The following is a 20,094-nucleotide window of genomic DNA, read 5'->3' as shown; positions in this document are numbered from 1 at the left end:
TCTTACTTGTGAATTTTTCTGGCCACGCGCAACTTGGCTGAGTGCGAGCGGTTATTGGCTTCTAATTCTTCTGCACTTGGCAAGATTGGCTTACGGGCTACCAATTCCATCTTGGGCTTGAGATCATCTGGGATGAAAGGCAAGCCTTTTGGAACTTCAACTGTTGAAGCTTCCTTGAATAATTGCTTGGTCAAGCGGTCTTCTAAGGAATGAAAGGTAATCACTGAAATCCTACCATCCAGAGCCAACATATCCATAGCCTGCTGGATGGACTCATCTGCCGCTCCCAGTTCATCATTGACTTCAATTCGAATAGCCTGGAAAATCTGCTTAGCAGGATGGCCCTTCTTCTTGAGCTCCTTGGCAGGTTTAGCCGACTTGATAATCTCTGCTAACTCAGTCGTAGTCTCGATTGGCTTGACTTCACGCGCTTGTTCAATCTTACGGGCAATCTGTTTAGAGAATTTATCCTCACCATACTTGAAGAAAATACGAACCAAGTCATGATAGTCATAGTGATTCACCACTTCATAGGCTGTCAGGCTAGCATCCTGATTCATCCGCATGTCTAGTGGCGCATCCTTTTTATAAGAAAAACCACGCTCACGCTGGTCTAATTGAGGGCTAGACACTCCCAAGTCATAACAAATTCCATCAATTTCTTGAACACCAGCTTCGCGCAAACGTGCCTGTAAATGACGGAAGTTGTCCTTGATAAAGGTCACCATTCCCTTCTCAATGTAAGGTGCCAAACGTTTTTGCGCATTGTCAATGGCATTCTGATCCTGATCAAAGGCATAGAGATGTCCTTTTTCACTTAATTTACTTAATAAATATTCGCTATGGCCCGCTCCACCCAAAGTCGCATCAACGTAGATACCGTCAGGCTTTACGTCGAGCATATCAATCGTTTCGTGGAGTAAGACCGTTACATGATGAAATTCTTTTGTCATATCTTATCTATTTTACCACAAATCCGACCAGCTTGCACTAGTCAGACAAATAGGTCAAAAAAAGTAAGATTTCTTTAAGAAATATGTCAAATATGCTTGACATTCACTCTATAGAAGAATATAATGTAGTCAAATATATACGACATGAATCAGAAAGGAGTCCAGATGAATCGTGTGAAAGAATTTCGCAAGGAATTGGGTATTTCCCAGCTCGAGCTAGCCAAGGATATCGGTGTCTCGAGACAAACCATCAATATGATCGAGAACGACAAGTACAACCCAACTCTGGAACTCTGTCTCAATCTCGCCCGCAGCCTCCAAACTGACCTCAATAGTCTCTTTTGGGAAGATAATTTTTAAAAAAGGAGCAAACTTATGAAAAAAGAAACCTTCACTGAAAAACTGATCAAGCGCACATACGGTATTTCTGATCCACTTGACGAATACAAACGACGCGAGGCTGATCGTATCGGCAATCAAGTCTTTATCTTCCTCTTTTATCTGATGATTTTCGGAAATCTTATTCCGCTCGTTCTGGCCTATAAATATCCTCAAGAAGTGGCTCTAATCTATCCTCCTATGATTTTAGTGATTGCCCTCATCGCTGCTGGCTATGTCACCTACCAAATGAAAAAAACAGGGATTACAGCTATTGATCCAGATATGCTGAGTGAGAAAGAAAGTAAGCAACTACATTACCCTGGTCTGAAAGCAGGTTTGTTCTTTGGTCTATGGATGTTTTTTATAATTCCTCTTCTCGGTATACTCATAGATGAAGGTCAAGACTATTTTCAGTCTCTTCTCACTATAAGAAATGGTGTATCAAGCATTCTCGGTTCTATCTTCTTCGGAGCAAGCATACAGTTCCTCATCTCCCGTCGCATTACAAAAGCTAAGAAAGATCAAGATGAGAATTAGGAGGTGCCTTATGAAAAAAGAACAGAAACAGTTACGTTATCCTGGTCTGAAAGCAGGTTCGATTTATGGAACAGTGATATTTTTTATAATTCCACTCATTGATACCCTAACAAGTGAAAATCCAAACTTTATCACTTCTCTTCTAAATACAAAACATATTTTTAAAACTATACTGGGAGCTTTCTTTTTCGGAGTGATGATACATATTGTCGACTCACTTCGTATTGCAAGAGCTAAAAAAGACCAGGATTAGGAGGTGCCCTATGAAATCACTACTAACTTTACTTACCTATCATCTTTTGTTCAGTTCTCTTCTCATCTTCATCATCGTTTCAGGGGACTTGCCATTCAGCGAGATATTCCTCCTTCTAGTCTTTATTCCAGCCCTCAACAAAGGACTGACTTATCTAAAGATTGACTCCCAAAAAACACGCATACTCAACTTAGCACTGTGCTTTATGATTCTATCTTTTCCACAACTGATGCTCATCTCAAGCGGTTGGAAATATTATTTACTGCTGACTATTGCTAGCCTTTCTTCTATCACTTATCTTTATTATCTCTATCAATTCGTAAAAGAAAATCAGTAAAACCGCTCATTTAGGAGGTTACTAGTATGAAAAAAGAAGACTTCACCACTCGCCTACTTCGAAATCTCTTTCATATCCAAGGCCCTTTTGATGAATGCCGACAAGAGATTATCTACAAGGCTTGTGCCCGTTCTATGGTTCAAATCGTTTATTCTTCCTTCTTCCTCTTCTTATTTTATCTGTTATTTGGACGCTTCATAGAAACCGTTCGCTATGCTATGCCCTACGTTTACTCTGGACTCATCTTTTTCATTACTTTAAAAACTCAGAAAGCCGTCAAAGAACTCCATCTGGAAAAAGATGACAAGTCAGAAATCATCCTCAAAACCTACAGCAAAGCCCAAATCAAATTTCGAAGCTGGATTGTGTTTATCGGCCTTCAGATTGGCCTCTTTACCCTACTCATCTTTCATAAAGTCTTCGTTCAGCAGATGTCCCTTCCAGATTTTATGAAGTTGCTCATGCAATTTGATAAAAGTGGTCCTTTCCTAATGTACGGCCTGATTATCGGTAGCATTTTTGGAACCCTGACCTACGGCTTTCTATCCCTACAGGAGGAAAAAACTCCTAAAAATACCAAACAGAAAGAGAAAAGCAATCAATGACTTCACTATACGATTTTTCAGTCTTAAATCAAGACAATCAAGAAACCCCATCCAATGGAAATTTCCAATATTCCTAGTCGTAACCATCATCTCGAGTTTGGTCTACTTCTATAACTTTTATCAAGTAGTTAAAGAAGTAAATCAAAAACAGTTGATTTAGGAGATTACTCCCATAATTTCTCATTTTATAGACAAATAATCCCATCCAGCTCATGCTAGATGGGATTATTTTATTTCTTAACAGAGGTTGCCAGTTATTTCCCTTTCATCTTAGAAAGTCGACTCTTTCCAACTCACACTACAATCCAAGACTTGTTGCCTTTCTTCTTGATTGAGGCCTTCAATCTGGTCAATCAAAATCTTTGTAGCCTGTTGTCCTTCTTCAAAGGCGGGCTGAACCAACGTCGAAACACTTGGAGAAGAAAAGCAAGTCCACTCCGTATTGTCAAAACCAATCAACCCAACTTGTGGCAAGTTATAATTCAACTCTTTGATAACGGTAAAGACTGGAGGTAGGGCCCAACAGTTAGGAACAAATACCAGAGTTTTTTCATCGGGATTGATTTCTTTTTGTAAAAATTCCTTAATTTGTTCCAAATTCGTATGCTTATCTTCAATGGTTATCCTAGCGTGGCGCATATTAGCATCTGTTAAAGCATCCACAAAACCACTTGCCCGCTCAATCCGAGTACTCAAACGACTCGTATCCGCTGTAATCAAGAGAAAATGCTCATAACCTTTTTCGATACAGGACTGGGTCATATCATAAACGGCATCATAGTTATTGGTTTTGACCCAGCTAGTCCGGTGTTCATAGAGCCGACTATCAAAAAAGACCATTTTCTTCTTTTTCTCATCGATGATACGAGAATATTTTCGGAAATTAGAGGTAGGCTGAATAATAAAGCCGTCTACTCCCAAGAGAAGCATGCTTTCAATATACCTGTCCTCACTCTCTTGGCTGTAGTTACTATTTCCTATCATTACCTGGTAGCCATTCTGGCTGGCGATATCCTCAATTCCCTTAACAATTTGGGTTGAGAAACTGTTGGTAATATCACCAATCAAAACACCAATTAATTTTGTTCGTTTGGAGTTTAAGCTACGCGCAACAATGCTCGGTTTGTAATTTGTTTCATGAATAACTTTTTTAATCTTTTCACGTGTCTCTCGGGACATTTTTTCATATTTCCCGTTTAGGTAAAATGACACGGTTGTTTTCGAGGTCTGAGCCATTTCTGCAATATCTTTTATGGTCAGTTTCTTCTCCAATCTAAAACACCTCCTACTAATACCCATTATAACATATTCACTATTCAAAACGTCTATTTCTAGCACTGCAAGCGAATCATTCTCTCATTTATTTTATCATATACTAGACATTTTCCACGCATTTTTGTTCCGTCAACAAGGCATAATTTTTCACCTACACAAATATCCTCGCTTAATAACAGAATCAGCTTGTCTGTTTCGTCATTTTTCACTTCAAAAGCCAGAGCATTTTCTACTTGATGACCATCTGTCTGGTAGACAGAATGACGGATGATTTCAAAACTCTCATGCGCAATGATTGTATAATCCAGCATCTGATTCTCAAAGAATTGGTGTTTGATGAGTTTGCTACTTTTTTCAAGCTCGTTGTATTTAGGAGAAATGATCGTAGCTTCCAAATCAAAATCAACTTCACTCCATAGTTTCAACTGATTGATTTTCCCATCTTGATAGGTCACATCCTTGTCAAGGATAAACTGAGTCAACGCCTCATGCTGACCTTGACACCTGATATCATCTACCAAGAGCCATACATCCTCTGCCAACATGAGGATTTTTCTCCTGTGAAGATAAGGCAAATCAGGTTCTGCTGACAAATACGCCCCCTCAATATAATGCACTCCCTCTCTTTCTTTGTGGTGACAAAACAGGGAGTGAGGATAGTATTCATATTCCCAGGATCCCACGATCCTTTCTGGAGCTTTCCCATCTACTATACAGGTCGAATGACTCCAAGCACTCTTTAAGAGATAACGTTCATCTACCTCCCGATAAGAATAACGCCCAGCATCTATGAAAATCGGTTGGCCTTGATACTGTAAGCAAAAACTATTCTCGTCACTATGGCTATGGGCACTTCCCAGCGGACCGTTTTTAAAAAATAGATAACGATGTTCATCCTTAATGCAAACATGCCCAGAATCTTCAAAGTTCCTGAACTTAGGCTGCCAAGCTCTCTTTTCAAATTCCTGCAGTCGCTTGACCTTTTCTCGCCCCAGGAACAGGAGGCTAAGTAAATCGACTTTAACATCCAGACCGTTAAGAAGGTCTTCCTTGTTCAAAACCATAGCAGACAGGCTCAAAATCTCTGTCGTTTCTGTAGAATCGCTATCACCAAAAGCCAAGGTCCGTCCATCTAGACCTGTCATCATTTGAATGTAAGTCGCCATCTTTTCCAGCAGCTCTTGAAAGCTATCTTGCAAGTCCGGAAGCAAGAGACACAAGTCCAGCAAGGCTTTATAAACCTCTACATGATAGAGAATCGACTGTTCAAACTGGCTTCCATCTTCTAAAATCTGCGTCTCGATCTGCTGTTTCAACTCCTTTGAAGCAAAATGGTAAGCTTCTTCTAGGTCCATCTTATCTGAAAAGAAATGATAGGTTGCAAGTATCGGAATCGTTTGTAAAATCCCCCAGTTACTAAGGGTATACTTGGCACGATAATGGCTTTTCATAAAGTCAATCTGCTTTTCTAGACTGACCAAAATTTTCTCTAGTTCTTCCTCCTCTAGCAAGTCAAATTTCAAGAGGAGCAAGAGTAGTTTCAACCAAGTAAAGGAACGAATACCCGTATCCAAGGTTCTAGTCATCAAAGATTGAGGACGAAATTCTCTCACCTGATCAATCCAGTCAAATAGAAAGAACTTGCACTTTTGAATATAGCCCTTATCTCCTTCTACCAGATACCCTATCATAAACTGCAAGAGATATTCTTGTCGATTGAGCATATAAGCCCATTCTGGATCATCTTCAAATACTTGATCCCATACCATCGGCTGGATTTGATGGATTTTTGAACAAGGTTCCATATCCCAAGGACTATCAAACATAAAACGATTGTCCATCAAGCGCTCAAGGGAACTCTTGACTTTCTCATAGTCTTTTGAACAGTGGGACAAGATATAATCACGATATTGGTCCCCATCAATTCTTTCAAAAAATTGTCTTCTTTCTTCTTTCATTATCTATTACCAGAAAAAGAACTACTTAAAAAGCAGTTCTTTTGTCTTTCCCATTACACTTTCCTTTTCTACATAGATGACCACACCTTTTGCAATCTGCAAGGAGACCAAGTCATCTTTGATAGAAATGATTTTTCCATGAATTCCAGACAATAACAACACTTCATCACCAGATGTTAAAGAAGCTAAATACTCTTTTCGTTGCTCCATCTGTTTGCGAAGCAACTTTTGCTGACGAATAGAATGAAAGCTTGACAGTAAAAGGGGGCTCACTGCCAAGACAATCACTATTCCATAAAACAATGTTGTATCCATTAAGCTAGAATCTTAAGCCAGCTTCCGATAATTCCGATGATAACTGTTAAAATAACGAGTTTATATGTTGTCCATTTCTTTTCTTTGATCAAGTAGTAAACTAAAAGTGTAAATAGGGCTGGTAGAAGAGCTGGAGCAACCTTATCAAGCATTCCCTGAATACTTACGATACTTTGTTTAGCGTCTGCTTTAACCTCCCCTGCAGCAAAGGTGATTGGCACCATAATCTTAACAGATGTCGCTGCCAAACCAGCAATTACGGTTACACCGATAATATTAGCAATACGAGAAATCGTTGCCATCTGTTCGCTCAGCTTATCAATCACAGTTGTTCCTAGTTTGTATCCATAGAGACCAGTTGACAATTTAATCGCTGTCAAAATCGTATTCATCGCTAGGAAGAACAAGATTGGACCGACAACCAGGCCTTCTTGAGCAAAAGAAGCTGCGATGGTTGAGAACAATGGAGCTAAACAAAATTGTGAGAGAGAATCCCCAATACCTGCCAATGGCCCCATCAAGGCCATCTTGATGCTACGTGTCTCTTTTGCCGGACGGCCATTTTCCAACATTACAAGGTGCAAACTGGTAATAAAAGGTAGGAAGTGTGGGTTGGTATTATAGAATTCACAGTTTTCTTCCAAGGCTTGGTAGAAACCTTCCTGATCCTCTCCATAGTGTTTTTTCAAAGCAGGATACATCACATTGGCATATCCCAACCCTTGATAGTTACTATAGTTAAATCCATTTTGACAAAAGAATGCCCGCAAAGACGTTTTAAGATAATCACGTTTTGTTAATTTGTTAGATCCAGTCATCGTGTGCTTCCTCCTCTACCACATGATTCGCTGTTTTTGGCTTGTTATAAAATTCAATCAAAGCAAAGATAGTACCTACAATTGCAATACCAATTGTTGGGATGTTTAGATAAGCTGCACAAACATATCCCAACAAGACAAAGGGAATCAACTCTTTCTTAGCCATCACTGACAAGATCATCGCAAAACCGATAGCTGGGAGCATTTTACCAGCAACTGTCAAACCTGTAAGCAATACTGGTGGAATGTAGTCTACGAGTTTCAACAAGGTATCCATTGAAAGGGCACCCAAGCAACCCAAGGTAAATCCAATAAAGGCAAACAACCAAATTGTTGCATTTAGAGTGAACTTGAATTTCTTCAAATTATGGTTTTTCAAGTGCTTCATCGCCGTTTCAGGCGCACCAGCACGTACAGTGTAGGCAAAAGTTTGTAAGAATTGAATCGCCACAGCAATCGGAGTAGAGAGGGCAAGAGCCGCTTCTGGACTGACTTTACCAGCACTAGTGATAGCCATCAAGGTACCAAAGATACCAGGTCCGATTGGGTTTGGTGGAACAGTACCTCCAGCACCAACACCGAATCCCATATAAGCCAATTCACCAATAGCTCCCATTGCAAGAGCAGTAGGCAAATCACCTAGAATAATTCCGACACCAAATGACAGAACAATGCATCTATTGGTGTAAATTCCTAACAGCATTCCACTAAAACAGAAAGCTGTCCATAATCCAATTAAAATCGCTTGAAATACATTAATCGACATAACGATCTCCTCTTTTAAATATAGTCCATAATGTTGACTTCAACAGCTCCATCATTTCCTGTTGGAGTTGTTTTCGTATTAAATGTTACTTGATAAGTTTGGTTCAATTCCTTGAGGGCTGCCTTGTCCTCTTCACCCAGGAAGATGGAGCGTGTCACTTGCTCTTTACCAGGGGCATTGTGAATGTTCCCAATATTGATTTCTTTGATAGGGACACCACCTTCTACCAAGGTTAAAGCGTCCTTTACATCCTTTACAACGATAAAGATCGTTTGAGCAGGATTGGCCTTGTGAATGATATCAATCACCTTTTGCAAAGGGAAGAAACGCATGGCAACTGAGTCTGGCACAACTGTTTTCATCAGAGTTTGTTGCATCTTGTCCGTGCTTACTTCATCATTGGCAACAATGACCGTATTACAACCTAGGTATTTTACCCAAAGTTGTCCTTGTCCATGAATCAACCGTTCATCGATACGGGTCATAATAATATTTGGCATTGTCATATTTCTCCTCCTACCAATATAGGTTCCAATCCTTGTAGAAACGGATAAGGGCTTCTAGGTAATAGTAGTCACCCCAGATATTGCCTTCGTCCACTCCTTTACCTGAATGCCATGAGTACACACCGTGGAGGAGACTTGTCCCACCAGGGGTAAATTGATCATTTGCATAATGTTCGATCAAAGAACGAAGCATGGCATGCATAGCATGTTTATAAATATCTTTGTCAGCATCCACCTCTGGGAGATGTTTTAGCATTTCATGAATCCCACAGACAGCGATAGCTGTTGCTGAAGAATCTCGTGATTGATCACTACCATCATTAAAAATCAAATCCCAATAAGAAACATGATCTTTTGGCAGACGATTCAAGAAATAATTGGTTACACCCTTAAACAAGTCAAAGCAGGACTCGTCTTTCAGGTGACGATAAGTCAAAGGAATACCATAGACTCCCCATGATTGACCACGTGCCCAGCATGAATCATCACTATACCCTTGTCTCGTTACACCTTTAAGGGGTTGACCTGTCTCAGGATCAAAGTAGAAGGTGTGGAAGGACGAAGCGTCATCACGGATTACATTATTAGCTGAAACATAGAAATGGCTTTCTGCAATATCGTAGTATTTTTGATCGCCTGTTTCTTGATAAGCAAAGAATAAGAGTTGGATGTTGAGCAAGCAGTCGATAATCAAACGGTAATGCTCTTTCTTGCCCAAGTCTCCCCAAGCTTGAATAAAACCACCTTTTTCTTGATAGCGTTCAATCAACTTATCTGCAGCTTTCAAGGCTGCCTCTCTGGCCTCTCCATCTCCATTTATCTTATATTCAGCCATACAAGACGGTGTGTACAAGAAGCCGAGATCATGGTGATCCAATTCTACTCTCTTATTGACACGATCCAGGAAAGAAAGAACATTTTTATGAGCGATGTTTTTAAATTCATCCTGTTGACTGTATTCATAAGCCAACCACAGTTCTCCTGTCCAGAAACCATTGGTCCATTCCGTATTATCCATGATTGGATAGACATTATCAAAGGTAGCTGGCGTCGGGAAATCTTCCTTGAAATAGTCAAGGTTGAGTTCTAACTGCCGAATAACCTTATCGATTGCCTGGCCGACTTCTTCTTTCGTCAGAAGTGGTACTTCTAAGAAGCGCTCAGGCGATTTTATTTCTTCAATCGTAACCTTTTTTATCATTCTTTTACCCTTTAAATACCCGATTCGAAATCTTCTTCCTCTTCCTCTGCATCCGTTGAAAACAATTCTTTACCATTTACGACTCCGCCCTGAGCCGCCACTACTGATTTATTAACAACCTCATCAAAGCTATGAGTCATTCTAGCAAAGACTGCTTCCATTAACATAGCTAAGTTCAAACCCGAGAGAACATTCATTGTTTTGGCTGGATTTTCTCCCATTATGGTAGAAGAAACCTTGAATGGCGATCCTCCCAAGAGATCACTTAGGATTAAAACTTCTTCTTCATTTGAAATTGCAAGTAAGATTTTTTGCTTGAGTTCATCTGCTGACATTCCTTCCACAAAGTCAATCGCCTCCACATTTTCTTGATTGCCTGCAATCAATTGTAAAGAACTATAAATCCCTGTGGCAAAATGTCCATGCCCTACAAGTACAATTTTCATCTTTTCTCCTTTCTTTTTTGAGTTTACCGGTTTACTCTATATTTTACATTGTAGACCTTTATTTTTATCTTGTCAATAGTTTTTTCAAAAAAATATTAGCGCTTTCATTGCTTATTTAACCATTACAATAGACAGAAACTTCAAAATCTTCCGTTTTTTTAGGAAAACAAAGATTTTCAGAAATAAAAATATTTAATTATTGACAAAACCGGTTTACTAGAATATAATTTGGTTATAGAGAAGTCTTAACAAATTTGAAAGGAAGTATCAAATGACAAATACATCATTCTCAATTGAGCAGTTTTCTTTAAAAGGAAAAATTGCTCTCATCACCGGCGCTTCTTATGGAATTGGATTTGCTATTGCCAAATCCTACGCTGAGGTCGGCGCTACTATTGTCTTTAATGATATCAATCAAGACCTGGTCAATAAAGGGATTGAAGCTTATCGTGAAGTTGGCATCGAAGCCCATGGGTATGTCTGTGACGTGACAGACGAGGACGGTATCCAAGCCATGGTCAAGCAAATCGAACAAGAGGTTGGTGTCATTGACATCCTCGTTAATAACGCTGGTATTATCCGCCGCGTTCCAATGTGCGAAATGAGCGCCGCTGATTTCCGTAAGGTCATCGATATTGACTTAAACGCACCATTTATCGTTTCAAAAGCAGTCATTCCTTCTATGATAAAGAAAGGGCATGGAAAGATTATCAATATTTGCTCGATGATGAGCGAACTGGGACGTGAAACGGTTAGCGCTTATGCTGCCGCTAAAGGCGGCTTGAAAATGTTGACCCGCAACATTGCGTCTGAATACGGTGGAGCCAATATCCAATGTAACGGAATCGGACCGGGTTATATTGCCACTCCTCAAACAGCACCTCTTCGTGAGTTGCAAGAAGATGGTTCTCGTCATCCATTCGACCAGTTCATCATTTCAAAAACACCTGCTGCACGTTGGGGAAATCCTGAAGATTTAATGGGCCCTGCTGTCTTTCTCGCTAGTGACGCTAGCGACTTTGTCAATGGCCACATCCTATATGTAGATGGCGGTATCTTAGCCTACATCGGAAAACAACCTGAGTAAAAATAGAAAGAGGATCTTATGAAAATCGCATTAATCAATGAAAATAGTCAAGCTAGTAAGAATCACATTATTTATGATAGTCTAAAAGAAGCGACAAATAAAAAAGGCTACCAATTATTTAACTATGGTATGCGTGGAGAAGAAGGTGAAACCCCATTAACATACGTACAAAACGGCCTAATGGCTGCCATCCTTTTAAATACAAAAGCAGTCGACTTTGTTGTTACCGGCTGTGGTACGGGTGTAGGAGCTATGCTTGCTTTAAACAGCTTCCCTGGTGTTGTCTGTGGTCTAGCAGTGGACCCAACTGACGCTTACCTTTATTCTCAAATCAATGGTGGTAACGCCTTGTCTATCCCTTATGCCAAAGGATTTGGCTGGGGGGCAGAACTGACCCTCAAATTAATGTTTGAACGCTTATTTGCTGAAGAAATGGGCGGTGGCTACCCAAGAGAACGTGTAGTCCCTGAACAACGCAACGCTCGTATCTTAAACGAGGTGAAACAAATCACCCACAATGATTTGATGACCATCCTTAAAACAATCGACCAAGACTTCCTCAAAGACACCATCTCTGGCAAATACTTCCAAGAATACTTCTTTGAAAACTGCCAAGATGATGAAGTCGCTGCTTATTTAAAAGAAGTATTAGCCAAGTAAAGCTATTCTAAACCAGAAAGGAACTAATGGATGATGAAAATATTACTGTTTGGCGAACCATTAATTCGAATCTCACCATTAGATGCCACCAGTATCGGCGATCATGTTGCCAGTTCGACTTATTTTGGCGGATCAGAAATTAACATCGCTTGTAATTTGCAGGCCCTGGGTATCTCAACGAAAGTCTTTACCGCACTACCTGACAACGAGATTGGAGATCGTTTTCTCACATTCTTGAAACAGCACCAAATCGATACCAGTTCAATCTGTCGGCTTGGCAATCGAATCGGCCTCTACTTTTTGGAGAACGGCTTTGGTTGTCGTCAAAGTGAAGTTTTCTACGATCGTAAGCATACGAGTATCAGCCAGATTCGGCCAAACATGCTAGATATGGATTCTCTCTTTCAGGGGATTAGCCATTTTCATTTTAGTGGAATCACTGTAGCTATCGGTCAAGAGGTTCGTACGCTCCTTCTCCTACTCTTGGAAGAAGCCAAGCGCCGAGGGATTATCGTTTCAATGGATCTCAATCTGAGAACAAAGATGATTTCAGTCCTAGAAGCCAAGTATGAATTTTCTAAGTTTGCACGTTTCGCTGACTATTGCTTTGGTATTGATCCTCTCATGATTGATGACCAAAATCTAGAGATGTTCCCAAGAGACAGAGCCAGCCTAAAAGAGGTGGAAAATCGCATGCGACAATTAAAAGAAGCCTATGGTTTCAAGGCCATTTTCCATACCCTCCGCTCTAGTGATGAACAAGACAAAAATGTCTATCAGGCCTATGCTCTGGGAGAACGATTTGAAGAGTCTGTCCAACTAAAAACTGCAGTCTATCAACGAGTTGGTAGCGGGGATGCCTTTATATCTGGTGCCCTTTATCAACTACTCCATCATTCCTCCTTAAAAACTACCATTGACTTTGCAGTTGCGAGCGCAACTCTCAAATGTACTCTTCCAGGAGACCATCTCTCCACTTCCGAAACTAGTATTGAAAAATTACTGGCAAATGCACAAGATATCATTCGTTAGGAGAATTACATGACCAAATCAGATACGATTATTGAACTAAAAAAACAAAAAATTGTCGCTGTTATTCGAGGAAATACAAAGGAAGAAGGACTGCAAGCCTCGATTGCTTGTATCAAGGGAGGTATCAAAGCTATTGAAATCGCCTATACCAATCAGTATGCAGGGCAAATCATCAAGGAACTTGTAGACTTGTATCAGGACGATCAAAGTGTTTGTATCGGTGCAGGTACTGTGATTGATGCCGTAACTGCTAGAGATGCTATTCTAGCCGGAGCAAATTACGTTGTTTCTCCATCTTTCCATGCTGAAACTGCAAAAATGTGCAATCTCTATAGCACTCCGTACATTCCAGGCTGTATTACTCTCACAGAGATAACGACTGCACTTGAAGCCGGTAGTGAAATCATTAAACTCTTCCCAGGTAGTGCTCTCAGTCCAGCATATATCTCTGCAGTCAAGGCACCGATCCCACAAGTTTCCGTAATGGTAACCGGAGGAGTCGGCCTAAACAACATTCCTCAATGGTTCGCTGCTGGTGCAGACGCCGTTGGAATTGGTGGCGAACTCAATAAACTCGCTTCCCAAGGCGACTTTGACCGCATTAGCGAGATTGCCCAACAGTATGTTACACTCAGATAAAATGAAGTGAAAATAGTCTGGGACAAAAGTCTAACCTTAAATATAAAAAGCGAACAAAACGAGTTATCTGACACTCAGAATTCTGTATTGTTCGCTTTTTTGTCTAATCTATCGATTTTTAAAATTTATAATAAAGAATTTCTAAAATCAAAATCTTTTTGTTCCAAACTCTTTTTAAAAGAAAAATCCGAAGATGTTTGACTTTCTTCGGATTTTTTCTATTTTCCACAGTTTCATGTGATTCATCTTAGATGATGAACAAATCAGTTATTCTTTCCTCTACGGAATAGATAAGTCGCCCCAAGTAGCAAGAGCCCTAGACTTGCCAAGATTGACTGACCTTCTCCTGTCTGAGGGAAATTCTTTTGATCCGAATGGTTCTTTTCTTCTTCAGATTTTTCCTTTTCTTTTGAATCCTGAGTTTGTGGTTGAGCTGCTTGTTCTAACTTTTTAAAGACTTCCTGATCTGGAGCTGATTCCTGGGTTTCAGGATTGTAGTAGGCAACCTTATAGTCATCCCCTTCTTTTCGAATCGTATAGACCCCACGTTTCAAGACTTGGAATTGGTTGGAAATAGTAGAGACAGAATCATCATATTTCACAATGCCCCAAACTCCTTGTTTGGCATCATAAACAGACTGAAGGATCTCATTGTTATCGATGAGACTACTTTCTAACTCTTTTACCATTTGATTGAAGGTGGCACGATCCACGTTAGGGATGAGCATATAGCCATAAGAATCCCCATTTTACTTATGAGCCTGACTAATCGTAAGAAATTCATTTTCAACTTCCTTGTCTGACTGTCCTTCATTGATATCCTTCCAAGATCCCTTTTGGACAGCCTTACTCATACTGATTGAACTCTTCTTAAAGAAAAAGTAACCAATATTCTTTTTCGAATCGGACGATTCTAAGAAGACACTTTGGGTTTCAGGATAATCCTTTTCTTGTTCCGTGAGGGAGGCTTCTTTATCATTGACATAGACTTTATATGGATCACTTGATTCCAGTTTTCTCTGGTCAATTGTAGTTGCAGCAGTATCTGTTGAAGTGTTTTGGATATTGCTTCCTAAAAAGGCGATCTTATCCTTCAGCATAAACCAGCTCTTATGAGCAGTCAGTGTTTGATTCCAGTTAGTGAGATCCATGGTTGCTGTCGCATTGGCCTCATCTAGTTTGCTCGTTCCAACGAAAGCAGACGGTAGAACTTTACCTGTATCACTATCCGATCTCTTAGCATCTGTTCCTGTCGCACCAGGCATCTTATATGAATTAACTGTTGGCCAGTAGCCATCGCTATAGTGACTCAAATCGCCATTGTAAAGATAGAACATCCCATCACTCGTATACCAACCACGTTTGTTTTCCTTGTTCATGTGTTCGTAATTCAAGATACGACTGGAAAAGAGTGACAAGCCAAATCCAAACCCTTTCTCCGCATTGTACATAGCTGTTTTATCCATCTTATTAAAGGCAGATAGGTAACTGGTTCTTGGAACACTTGCGACTCCAGCATCGCTTAACAAAGATTGCATCAAACTGATATCCTTATAAGTCTTCAAATTCTTAAAGACATCATAATAACTATCCGATTGGACAATGGTCTTCACAAAACTCTGCAAACGTTGTTTGGTTTCTCCTTCAGACATATCCGCTATCCGGTGAATCCCTCTTAGCACTTCTACTACGGCCACGTGCCCCTCGCAATTTGCACGACTGATCGAGCGTCCACGACTCATATCCATCAGCTCTCCATTCACCAGCAAAGGGGCAAACGATTTATCAATCCAGTGGTACATAGTTTGCATTTTATCTTTATTGATTGGGCTCTTGGTCTTTTGAATGACTGGCAACAGTTGAGACAGGCCATCAATCAAGACATCCCCATAAGCACCCGTATAGGCAACATTGGTGTGGTCAATATAGAATCCATCTTGATAAAAACCTTCACCTTGGTCTACCAACTTGAACACTTGCTCAATCGAACGAATGGTAGAAGAAATTTCTTGGTCATCCTTACGCAGTAAACCAGCTATTACTTTTACCCTTCCCATATCCACTAAGTTTCCACCTAGGGCCTTAAATGGGTTATCAATCGTCTTTCGGAAATGTTCGGGATCTGGCGCAAATTTTTCAATCACATCTGTATATTTTTTAATGTCCTCATCAGAGAAGTATTCTTTCATCAGAGACAAGGTATTGTTGATGGCACGAGGTGTACCGATTTCATAATCCCACCAATTTCCAACAATGCTTTTTTCACTACTGTAGACATGTTTATGCATCCATTCCATGGAATCCCTAACTGTTCGAATAACGGTTTCATCCTGATAATAACGAGAAGAAGGATTGGTCACTTGCTTGGCCATCTCCTCCAATTTCCGATAAGTAGCAGTTAGATTCGCAGACGTTTTATAATTTGAAAATTTTTCCCACAAATAGGTGCAGCCCGCCTGACTTGAAATACTGGATAGGCTATCAGCCACCTTTCCTTCCAGTTCCTGGTTTAATTTGGCCATCTGTTCATTTTTAGAATCATAGTATTGATTCCCAGCGATGATACCATTCCAGTCATCCAAACGGGCTGTGTATGCATCCTTAACAGAGGCTAGAATCTTCAAAGGAATCTTTTTCACCTCCTTGCCATCTTTACTGACAATGACATTGGTTGTCCCTTCCTTAAGAGGTTCTAAAATTCCATTTTTGACTGAAGCAAAATCAGGATTTTCTACCTTATAAGTATAGTCTGCAAGAGCGAAGACATGTTTTTTCCCAATTGGTAAATCAATCTTTTCCTCGAGCTGTTTATCTGTTTGAGAATCCTCAGAAGGCTGGTCTGCTACCTCTACCAGCTCAATATCCTTAAAAGAAATAGTCCCAGTTCCCGTTTCATAGAATAACTCCAGCTTGATTTTATCAACATCTAAAGTCGGGCTATAGTCTGCTTCAATGGTCTGCCAGTCCTTTGTTCCTGACGTCGTTGCAAAATTCCACAATTGCTTGTCCTTACCACTTTCCTCAATGATACGAACCTTAGCAATCCCGACTTTATTATCTGTTTTAATCTTGAAACGCAGTTTGTACTTTTTCTTAGCTTCAATAGGGACCATACGGTGAATCACTGCCCTTAATTTCTCATGGCTTGAGATAGTGATAGCCCCATCCTTAGCCTCAATAACTCGAGTTGAGGCATCTGCAGAACTATTCTTCTGGTCTACCCAAGCTGACCACCCCTTAGCTTTGCTTCCTGTCCACGGACTGCTTCCGTCCTCCGTCTGACCAAAATCACCATTTTCAACTAAATTTTTTGTATCCCTTTGCTGATACTGAACTTCTGGCTTTTCTGAATGGTATTCGTAGTCGTTTCTTCCGCTCCAACTGTCAGATAATGGTATAATAAAAATCCTGATAAAACAAGTGAAGACAAACTCACAATGAGTTTCTTTGTTTTTGTTTGCATGTATACACTCCAATAAATCAATAGGAACTAAGTAAATCGGTTTAATTAAACCACACCATTTTTTAAGCTATTTGTAAACGGTTTCTATTATATCAAGAACCTATTTTTCAACAACATCTTCCATCCGACTCGACGAAAAAAGTAAAAACTGTTACAATGTAGAAAAAGAAAAGAGACCCTCATGACTTCACTTTATGATTTTTCCGTTTTAGACCAAAACAACCAATCAACTCCCTTGGAGAGCTATAGTGAGAAAGTTCTCTTGGTTGTCAACACTGCTACTGGATGCGGTTTAACGCCCCAGTACCAAGGTCTCCAAGAACTCTATGATCGCTATCAAGAACAAGGTTTTGAGATTTTAGACTTCCCTTGCAATCAGTTTATGGGACAAGCACCAGGCAGCGCAGAGGAAATCAACACCTTCTGTAGCCTACATTATCAGACCACCTTCCCACGTTTTGCCAAGATCAAGGTCAACGGTAAGGAGGCAGATCCCCTCTATGTTTGGTTGAAAGACCAGAAATCTGGCCCACTAGGTAAACGAATCGAATGGAATTTCACTAAATTTCTCATCGGTCGTGATGGGCAGGTCTTTGAACGCTTCTCTTCAAAAACAAACCCAAAACAAATTGAAGAGGCCATACAAACCCTACTATAATTTCACAATTTCACTATGATTAGGTTTCTTTTAGCCTAAGAATAGTGGGATTTTTTGATTGGCTTTGACTTAAATAGAAAAACACTCCATGATATGAAACATGAAGTGTTGTAAAAATGATACATTCATAGCAGACAATTCACTACTAAACACTATTTTTAACCCCAGCATATACATAGGTCCTATTTCTAGGACACTCTTTTTCCGTTACCACCCTAAAATAAAAGCTATGCTCCCGACCATCCTTGGCATTTTCCTTATTTAAGACAAAGTAGTTTTTCTGATTCATCGCCATGGTTCGTAGGATGTCATCAATCAAAAAAGTCAAGGGCACGTTCATGGCGGAGTATTTTTGAAAATCCTCTTCAAAACGAATATAGTCATCTGAAAAATAATCCATCTGTAGTTTGTTTTCATACAGCTCTTTTCTAGTCATAAACTCCCTCCTCCCACAGCCGAATTTCTAGGATATCTTCTAGCTCTATCGATCTATATCCCTCATTTGTCCTAATAGATAGAGTCTGATGTGATAACTCCCTCACCTCACCGATGATAGTCGCCTTCTGCCTCTTTTCCTTGACTACAAAACTTCCCTTCAGTTGGCCAACATAAAGCTGAGACAGCAAGTGCAACTTCTCAACTGGGTTCAAATCCGTCGAAAAATCAACCCGATTTTTTTCTTCACTGAGCGAACCGGTGTGTTCTGAAAGGTAAAATCCCATCCACTTCTGCATACCTGGATCTTGATAATCTCGCGCGGATTGAAAGGGTAAGTAAAAACGATCAATCATTTTAATCCATCTAATCCTCCAGCAGAATGTCCCCCAATCAGCTTGCTTCTGGCAAGACTCCTAGAGGCTTCTTCCAGTGCATTGGCTCTTAAAAGGGAAGTGAAACCAAATTGTTCCCGAATCGAGTCAATGGCCGTCTGGAGCCTTTCTTCTTTTTCTAACTTGTCAACATCATTAAAGAGGGAAATCAATCCAAAGGACTCGTCTACAAAGCCTGAATAGTTAACTCCGACACTTCTGACTGCTCCAGAAGTGTATTTGTTATGAAATAACTTCAAAACATAATTCGTTAAGACAGCTGTATTATTGGTCGGTTCGATCTTTATTTGTGTGTGAATAGACGGCCTAACTTCCTGTTTAGAGAAACCGACATAGATAGAGACAAGGGTTGTTTTCTTGCCAGACCTTCTCAGTCTAATAGCTACCTGCTCTGCCATTTCTCGGAGAATAATTTCAATATCCCGTAGCTTCACGTAGTCTCTCGGCAAGATTTGAGAATTCCCCAAGCCCTTGGATTTGGCTTTATAGGGCTTATGAACATTGCTCTCATCAATCCCGTTAGCATGAAACCACAAACGCAAGCCAGACTGACCCAGAACTTTCTTTAGCTGGTCAGGATTGCTGGTTGCCAATTCCTTGATGGAAAAAATCCCCAGAGCATGCAAGCGTTTCTCCATCCGCCTGCCAATCCCCCAAAAATCCGTCATCTTAGGGATTGCCCAGACCTTCTCTTCCACATCCTGGTAAGACCAGTTGGCCCTCATGGTCGGAGTGTGCTTGGCCTCATTATCCAGAGCCAACTTGGCCATTAAAGGATTGGCATTTGACATGCCCACTGTAGAGTAGATCCCTGTCTGCCTCCAAATATCCCTCTGAATACGAGCAGATAGCAAATCCAACTTGTCTTTACGAGAGAGACTCTTATCTGGGATGAAATAGTTTAGCGAACTAGTCAGGTCAATAAAGCCCTCATCGATAGAGTAGGGATAAATATCATCTGGACTGCCATAGTTTTGAAAGATTCGCTGGATTTCCATATTGACTGCTATATATTCATCCATCCTAGGTGGCACAATCAAGGTCACTTGAGCCCAATCTTCGATGTAGCGAACATAGTCTGAGTCGGTCGGTAACCCTTGCTTTCGAGCATTGTAATAAGAAAATTTTCGCGTTTTGATATCAAAGGGCAGATCATAGGCCCGACCAACATTTGACTTGCCAAAAATCTTCTTAAACAGGGGAGAGGAGGCTAGAATAAGACCAGTTGAATTATCCGCGCGACTCATGACACAAAGCGAGGTTTTCAGCGGATGTAAGCCCCTTTTCACGCACTCAACACTGGCATAAAAGGATTTCATATCGACAAAGGCAATATCACTTTTGGGCTCTCTAGAATAATCAAAGTAGCCCATT

General features: G+C 40.3%; 22 protein-coding genes and 1 pseudogene. 10 read left to right on the top strand and 13 right to left on the bottom strand.

From position 1 onward, the window contains the following. Positions 1–2: 2 nt before the first annotated feature. Positions 3–953 carry a 16S rRNA (cytosine(1402)-N(4))-methyltransferase RsmH gene (gene rsmH, locus HT720_RS00310; protein WP_000159399.1) on the bottom strand — a complete coding sequence of 317 codons (951 nt, stop codon included), beginning with the start codon at positions 951–953 and terminating at the stop codon, positions 3–5. A gap of 165 nt (positions 954–1,118) precedes the next feature. Here rsmH and HT720_RS00305 point away from each other — a divergent pair, with 165 nt between their 5' ends. From HT720_RS00305 to HT720_RS00285, 5 genes are read left to right on the top strand one after another with little or no spacing between them, the layout of a single operon-like run. After that, positions 1,119–1,313: a helix-turn-helix transcriptional regulator gene (locus tag HT720_RS00305; RefSeq protein WP_001082471.1), complete on the top strand. Its 195-nt coding sequence runs from the start codon at positions 1,119–1,121 to the stop codon at positions 1,311–1,313. A gap of 15 nt (positions 1,314–1,328) precedes the next feature. After that, positions 1,329–1,871: a DUF3278 domain-containing protein gene (locus HT720_RS00300; protein ID WP_050167212.1), complete on the top strand. Its 543-nt coding sequence runs from the start codon at positions 1,329–1,331 to the stop codon at positions 1,869–1,871. A 10-nt stretch (positions 1,872–1,881) separates the two neighbouring features. Beyond that, on the top strand, positions 1,882–2,124 hold the full coding sequence (locus tag HT720_RS00295) for a hypothetical protein (protein WP_000712157.1): 243 nt from the start codon (positions 1,882–1,884) through the stop codon (positions 2,122–2,124). Positions 2,125–2,134: 10 nt separating this feature from the next. Further along, positions 2,135–2,461, top strand: a complete 327-nt coding sequence (locus tag HT720_RS00290; RefSeq protein ID WP_000838783.1) for a hypothetical protein — start codon at positions 2,135–2,137, stop codon at positions 2,459–2,461. Positions 2,462–2,487: 26 nt separating this feature from the next. Beyond that, entirely contained in the window at positions 2,488–3,066 is a 579-nt protein-coding gene (locus HT720_RS00285; protein WP_050167213.1) for a DUF3278 domain-containing protein, read from the top strand. A 270-nt stretch (positions 3,067–3,336) separates the two neighbouring features. Here HT720_RS00285 and HT720_RS00280 read toward each other — a convergent pair whose 3' ends face one another. Genes HT720_RS00280 through HT720_RS00245 form a run of 8 tightly spaced genes read right to left on the bottom strand, consistent with a single transcriptional unit; the run spans position 3,337 to position 10,351 of the window. Then, on the bottom strand, positions 3,337–4,338 hold the full coding sequence (locus HT720_RS00280; RefSeq protein WP_000412461.1) for a LacI family DNA-binding transcriptional regulator: 1,002 nt from the start codon (positions 4,336–4,338) through the stop codon (positions 3,337–3,339). A gap of 59 nt (positions 4,339–4,397) precedes the next feature. Continuing rightward, positions 4,398–6,299 carry an alginate lyase family protein gene (locus HT720_RS00275; protein WP_173274372.1) on the bottom strand — a complete coding sequence of 634 codons (1,902 nt, stop codon included), beginning with the start codon at positions 6,297–6,299 and terminating at the stop codon, positions 4,398–4,400. A 21-nt stretch (positions 6,300–6,320) separates the two neighbouring features. Continuing rightward, a complete protein-coding gene (yajC, locus tag HT720_RS00270) occupies positions 6,321–6,614 on the bottom strand; it encodes a preprotein translocase subunit YajC (RefSeq protein ID WP_000381733.1) in 294 nt (97 codons plus the stop codon). Beyond that, positions 6,614–7,432, bottom strand: a complete 819-nt coding sequence (locus tag HT720_RS00265; RefSeq protein WP_000148013.1) for a PTS system mannose/fructose/sorbose family transporter subunit IID — start codon at positions 7,430–7,432, stop codon at positions 6,614–6,616. Before HT720_RS00265 ends, yajC begins: the two co-directional genes overlap by 1 nt. Beyond that, positions 7,419–8,198, bottom strand: coding sequence for a PTS mannose/fructose/sorbose/N-acetylgalactosamine transporter subunit IIC (locus HT720_RS00260; RefSeq protein WP_000026611.1), 780 nt, complete (start codon positions 8,196–8,198; stop codon positions 7,419–7,421). Before HT720_RS00260 ends, HT720_RS00265 begins: the two co-directional genes overlap by 14 nt. A 14-nt stretch (positions 8,199–8,212) precedes the next feature. Continuing rightward, the gene (locus tag HT720_RS00255; protein ID WP_000178619.1) at positions 8,213–8,704 is read right to left on the bottom strand and encodes a PTS system mannose/fructose/N-acetylgalactosamine-transporter subunit IIB; all 492 of its coding nucleotides are present in this window, start codon (positions 8,702–8,704) and stop codon (positions 8,213–8,215) included. Positions 8,705–8,714: 10 nt separating this feature from the next. Further along, positions 8,715–9,905, bottom strand: a complete 1,191-nt coding sequence (locus HT720_RS00250) for a glycoside hydrolase family 88 protein (protein WP_000592923.1) — start codon at positions 9,903–9,905, stop codon at positions 8,715–8,717. 11 nt (positions 9,906–9,916) lie between these two features. Beyond that, entirely contained in the window at positions 9,917–10,351 is a 435-nt protein-coding gene (locus HT720_RS00245) for a PTS sugar transporter subunit IIA (RefSeq protein ID WP_000706828.1), read from the bottom strand. 271 nt (positions 10,352–10,622) lie between these two features. Here HT720_RS00245 and HT720_RS00240 point away from each other — a divergent pair, with 271 nt between their 5' ends. Genes HT720_RS00240 through HT720_RS00225 form a run of 4 tightly spaced genes read left to right on the top strand, consistent with a single transcriptional unit; the run spans position 10,623 to position 13,769 of the window. Next, the gene (locus HT720_RS00240) at positions 10,623–11,438 is read left to right on the top strand and encodes a gluconate 5-dehydrogenase (RefSeq protein ID WP_050313396.1); all 816 of its coding nucleotides are present in this window, start codon (positions 10,623–10,625) and stop codon (positions 11,436–11,438) included. A gap of 18 nt (positions 11,439–11,456) precedes the next feature. Next, positions 11,457–12,098, top strand: coding sequence for an RpiB/LacA/LacB family sugar-phosphate isomerase (locus tag HT720_RS00235; RefSeq protein ID WP_054363060.1), 642 nt, complete (start codon positions 11,457–11,459; stop codon positions 12,096–12,098). A gap of 30 nt (positions 12,099–12,128) precedes the next feature. Further along, a complete protein-coding gene (locus HT720_RS00230; RefSeq protein WP_173274371.1) occupies positions 12,129–13,130 on the top strand; it encodes a sugar kinase in 1,002 nt (333 codons plus the stop codon). Between the two features lie 9 nt (positions 13,131–13,139). Then, positions 13,140–13,769, top strand: a complete 630-nt coding sequence (locus HT720_RS00225) for a bifunctional 4-hydroxy-2-oxoglutarate aldolase/2-dehydro-3-deoxy-phosphogluconate aldolase (protein ID WP_049513598.1) — start codon at positions 13,140–13,142, stop codon at positions 13,767–13,769. A 263-nt stretch (positions 13,770–14,032) separates the two neighbouring features. Here the strand turns inward: HT720_RS00225 and HT720_RS00220 are convergent. Then, positions 14,033–17,232: pseudogene (locus HT720_RS00220) on the bottom strand (LPXTG-anchored hyaluronate lyase). Positions 17,233–17,413: 181 nt separating this feature from the next. On the opposite strand from HT720_RS00220, the gene HT720_RS00215 reads away from it, so the two are divergent. Next, a complete protein-coding gene (locus HT720_RS00215; protein ID WP_173274370.1) occupies positions 17,414–17,890 on the top strand; it encodes a glutathione peroxidase in 477 nt (158 codons plus the stop codon). A 145-nt stretch (positions 17,891–18,035) separates the two neighbouring features. Here HT720_RS00215 and HT720_RS00210 read toward each other — a convergent pair whose 3' ends face one another. The 3 genes from HT720_RS00210 to HT720_RS00200 are packed head-to-tail and all read right to left on the bottom strand — an operon-like array spanning position 18,036 to position 20,093. After that, positions 18,036–18,326 (bottom strand): DUF5960 family protein, encoded by a 291-nt coding sequence (locus tag HT720_RS00210; protein ID WP_173274369.1) that lies wholly within the window; start codon positions 18,324–18,326, stop codon positions 18,036–18,038. Continuing rightward, positions 18,319–18,681: a hypothetical protein gene (locus HT720_RS00205; protein WP_173274368.1), complete on the bottom strand. Its 363-nt coding sequence runs from the start codon at positions 18,679–18,681 to the stop codon at positions 18,319–18,321. Before HT720_RS00205 ends, HT720_RS00210 begins: the two co-directional genes overlap by 8 nt. After that, positions 18,678–20,093, bottom strand: a complete 1,416-nt coding sequence (locus HT720_RS00200; RefSeq protein WP_173274367.1) for a Y-family DNA polymerase — start codon at positions 20,091–20,093, stop codon at positions 18,678–18,680. Before HT720_RS00200 ends, HT720_RS00205 begins: the two co-directional genes overlap by 4 nt. Position 20,094: the final 1 nt, after the last annotated feature.

The organism is Streptococcus sp. 68 (assembly GCF_013277415.1).
Classification (GTDB): Bacteria; Bacillota; Bacilli; order Lactobacillales; family Streptococcaceae; genus Streptococcus.
The sequence above is the reverse complement of the archived record's forward strand: the minus strand, read 5'-3'. Positions and strand labels throughout refer to the sequence as shown.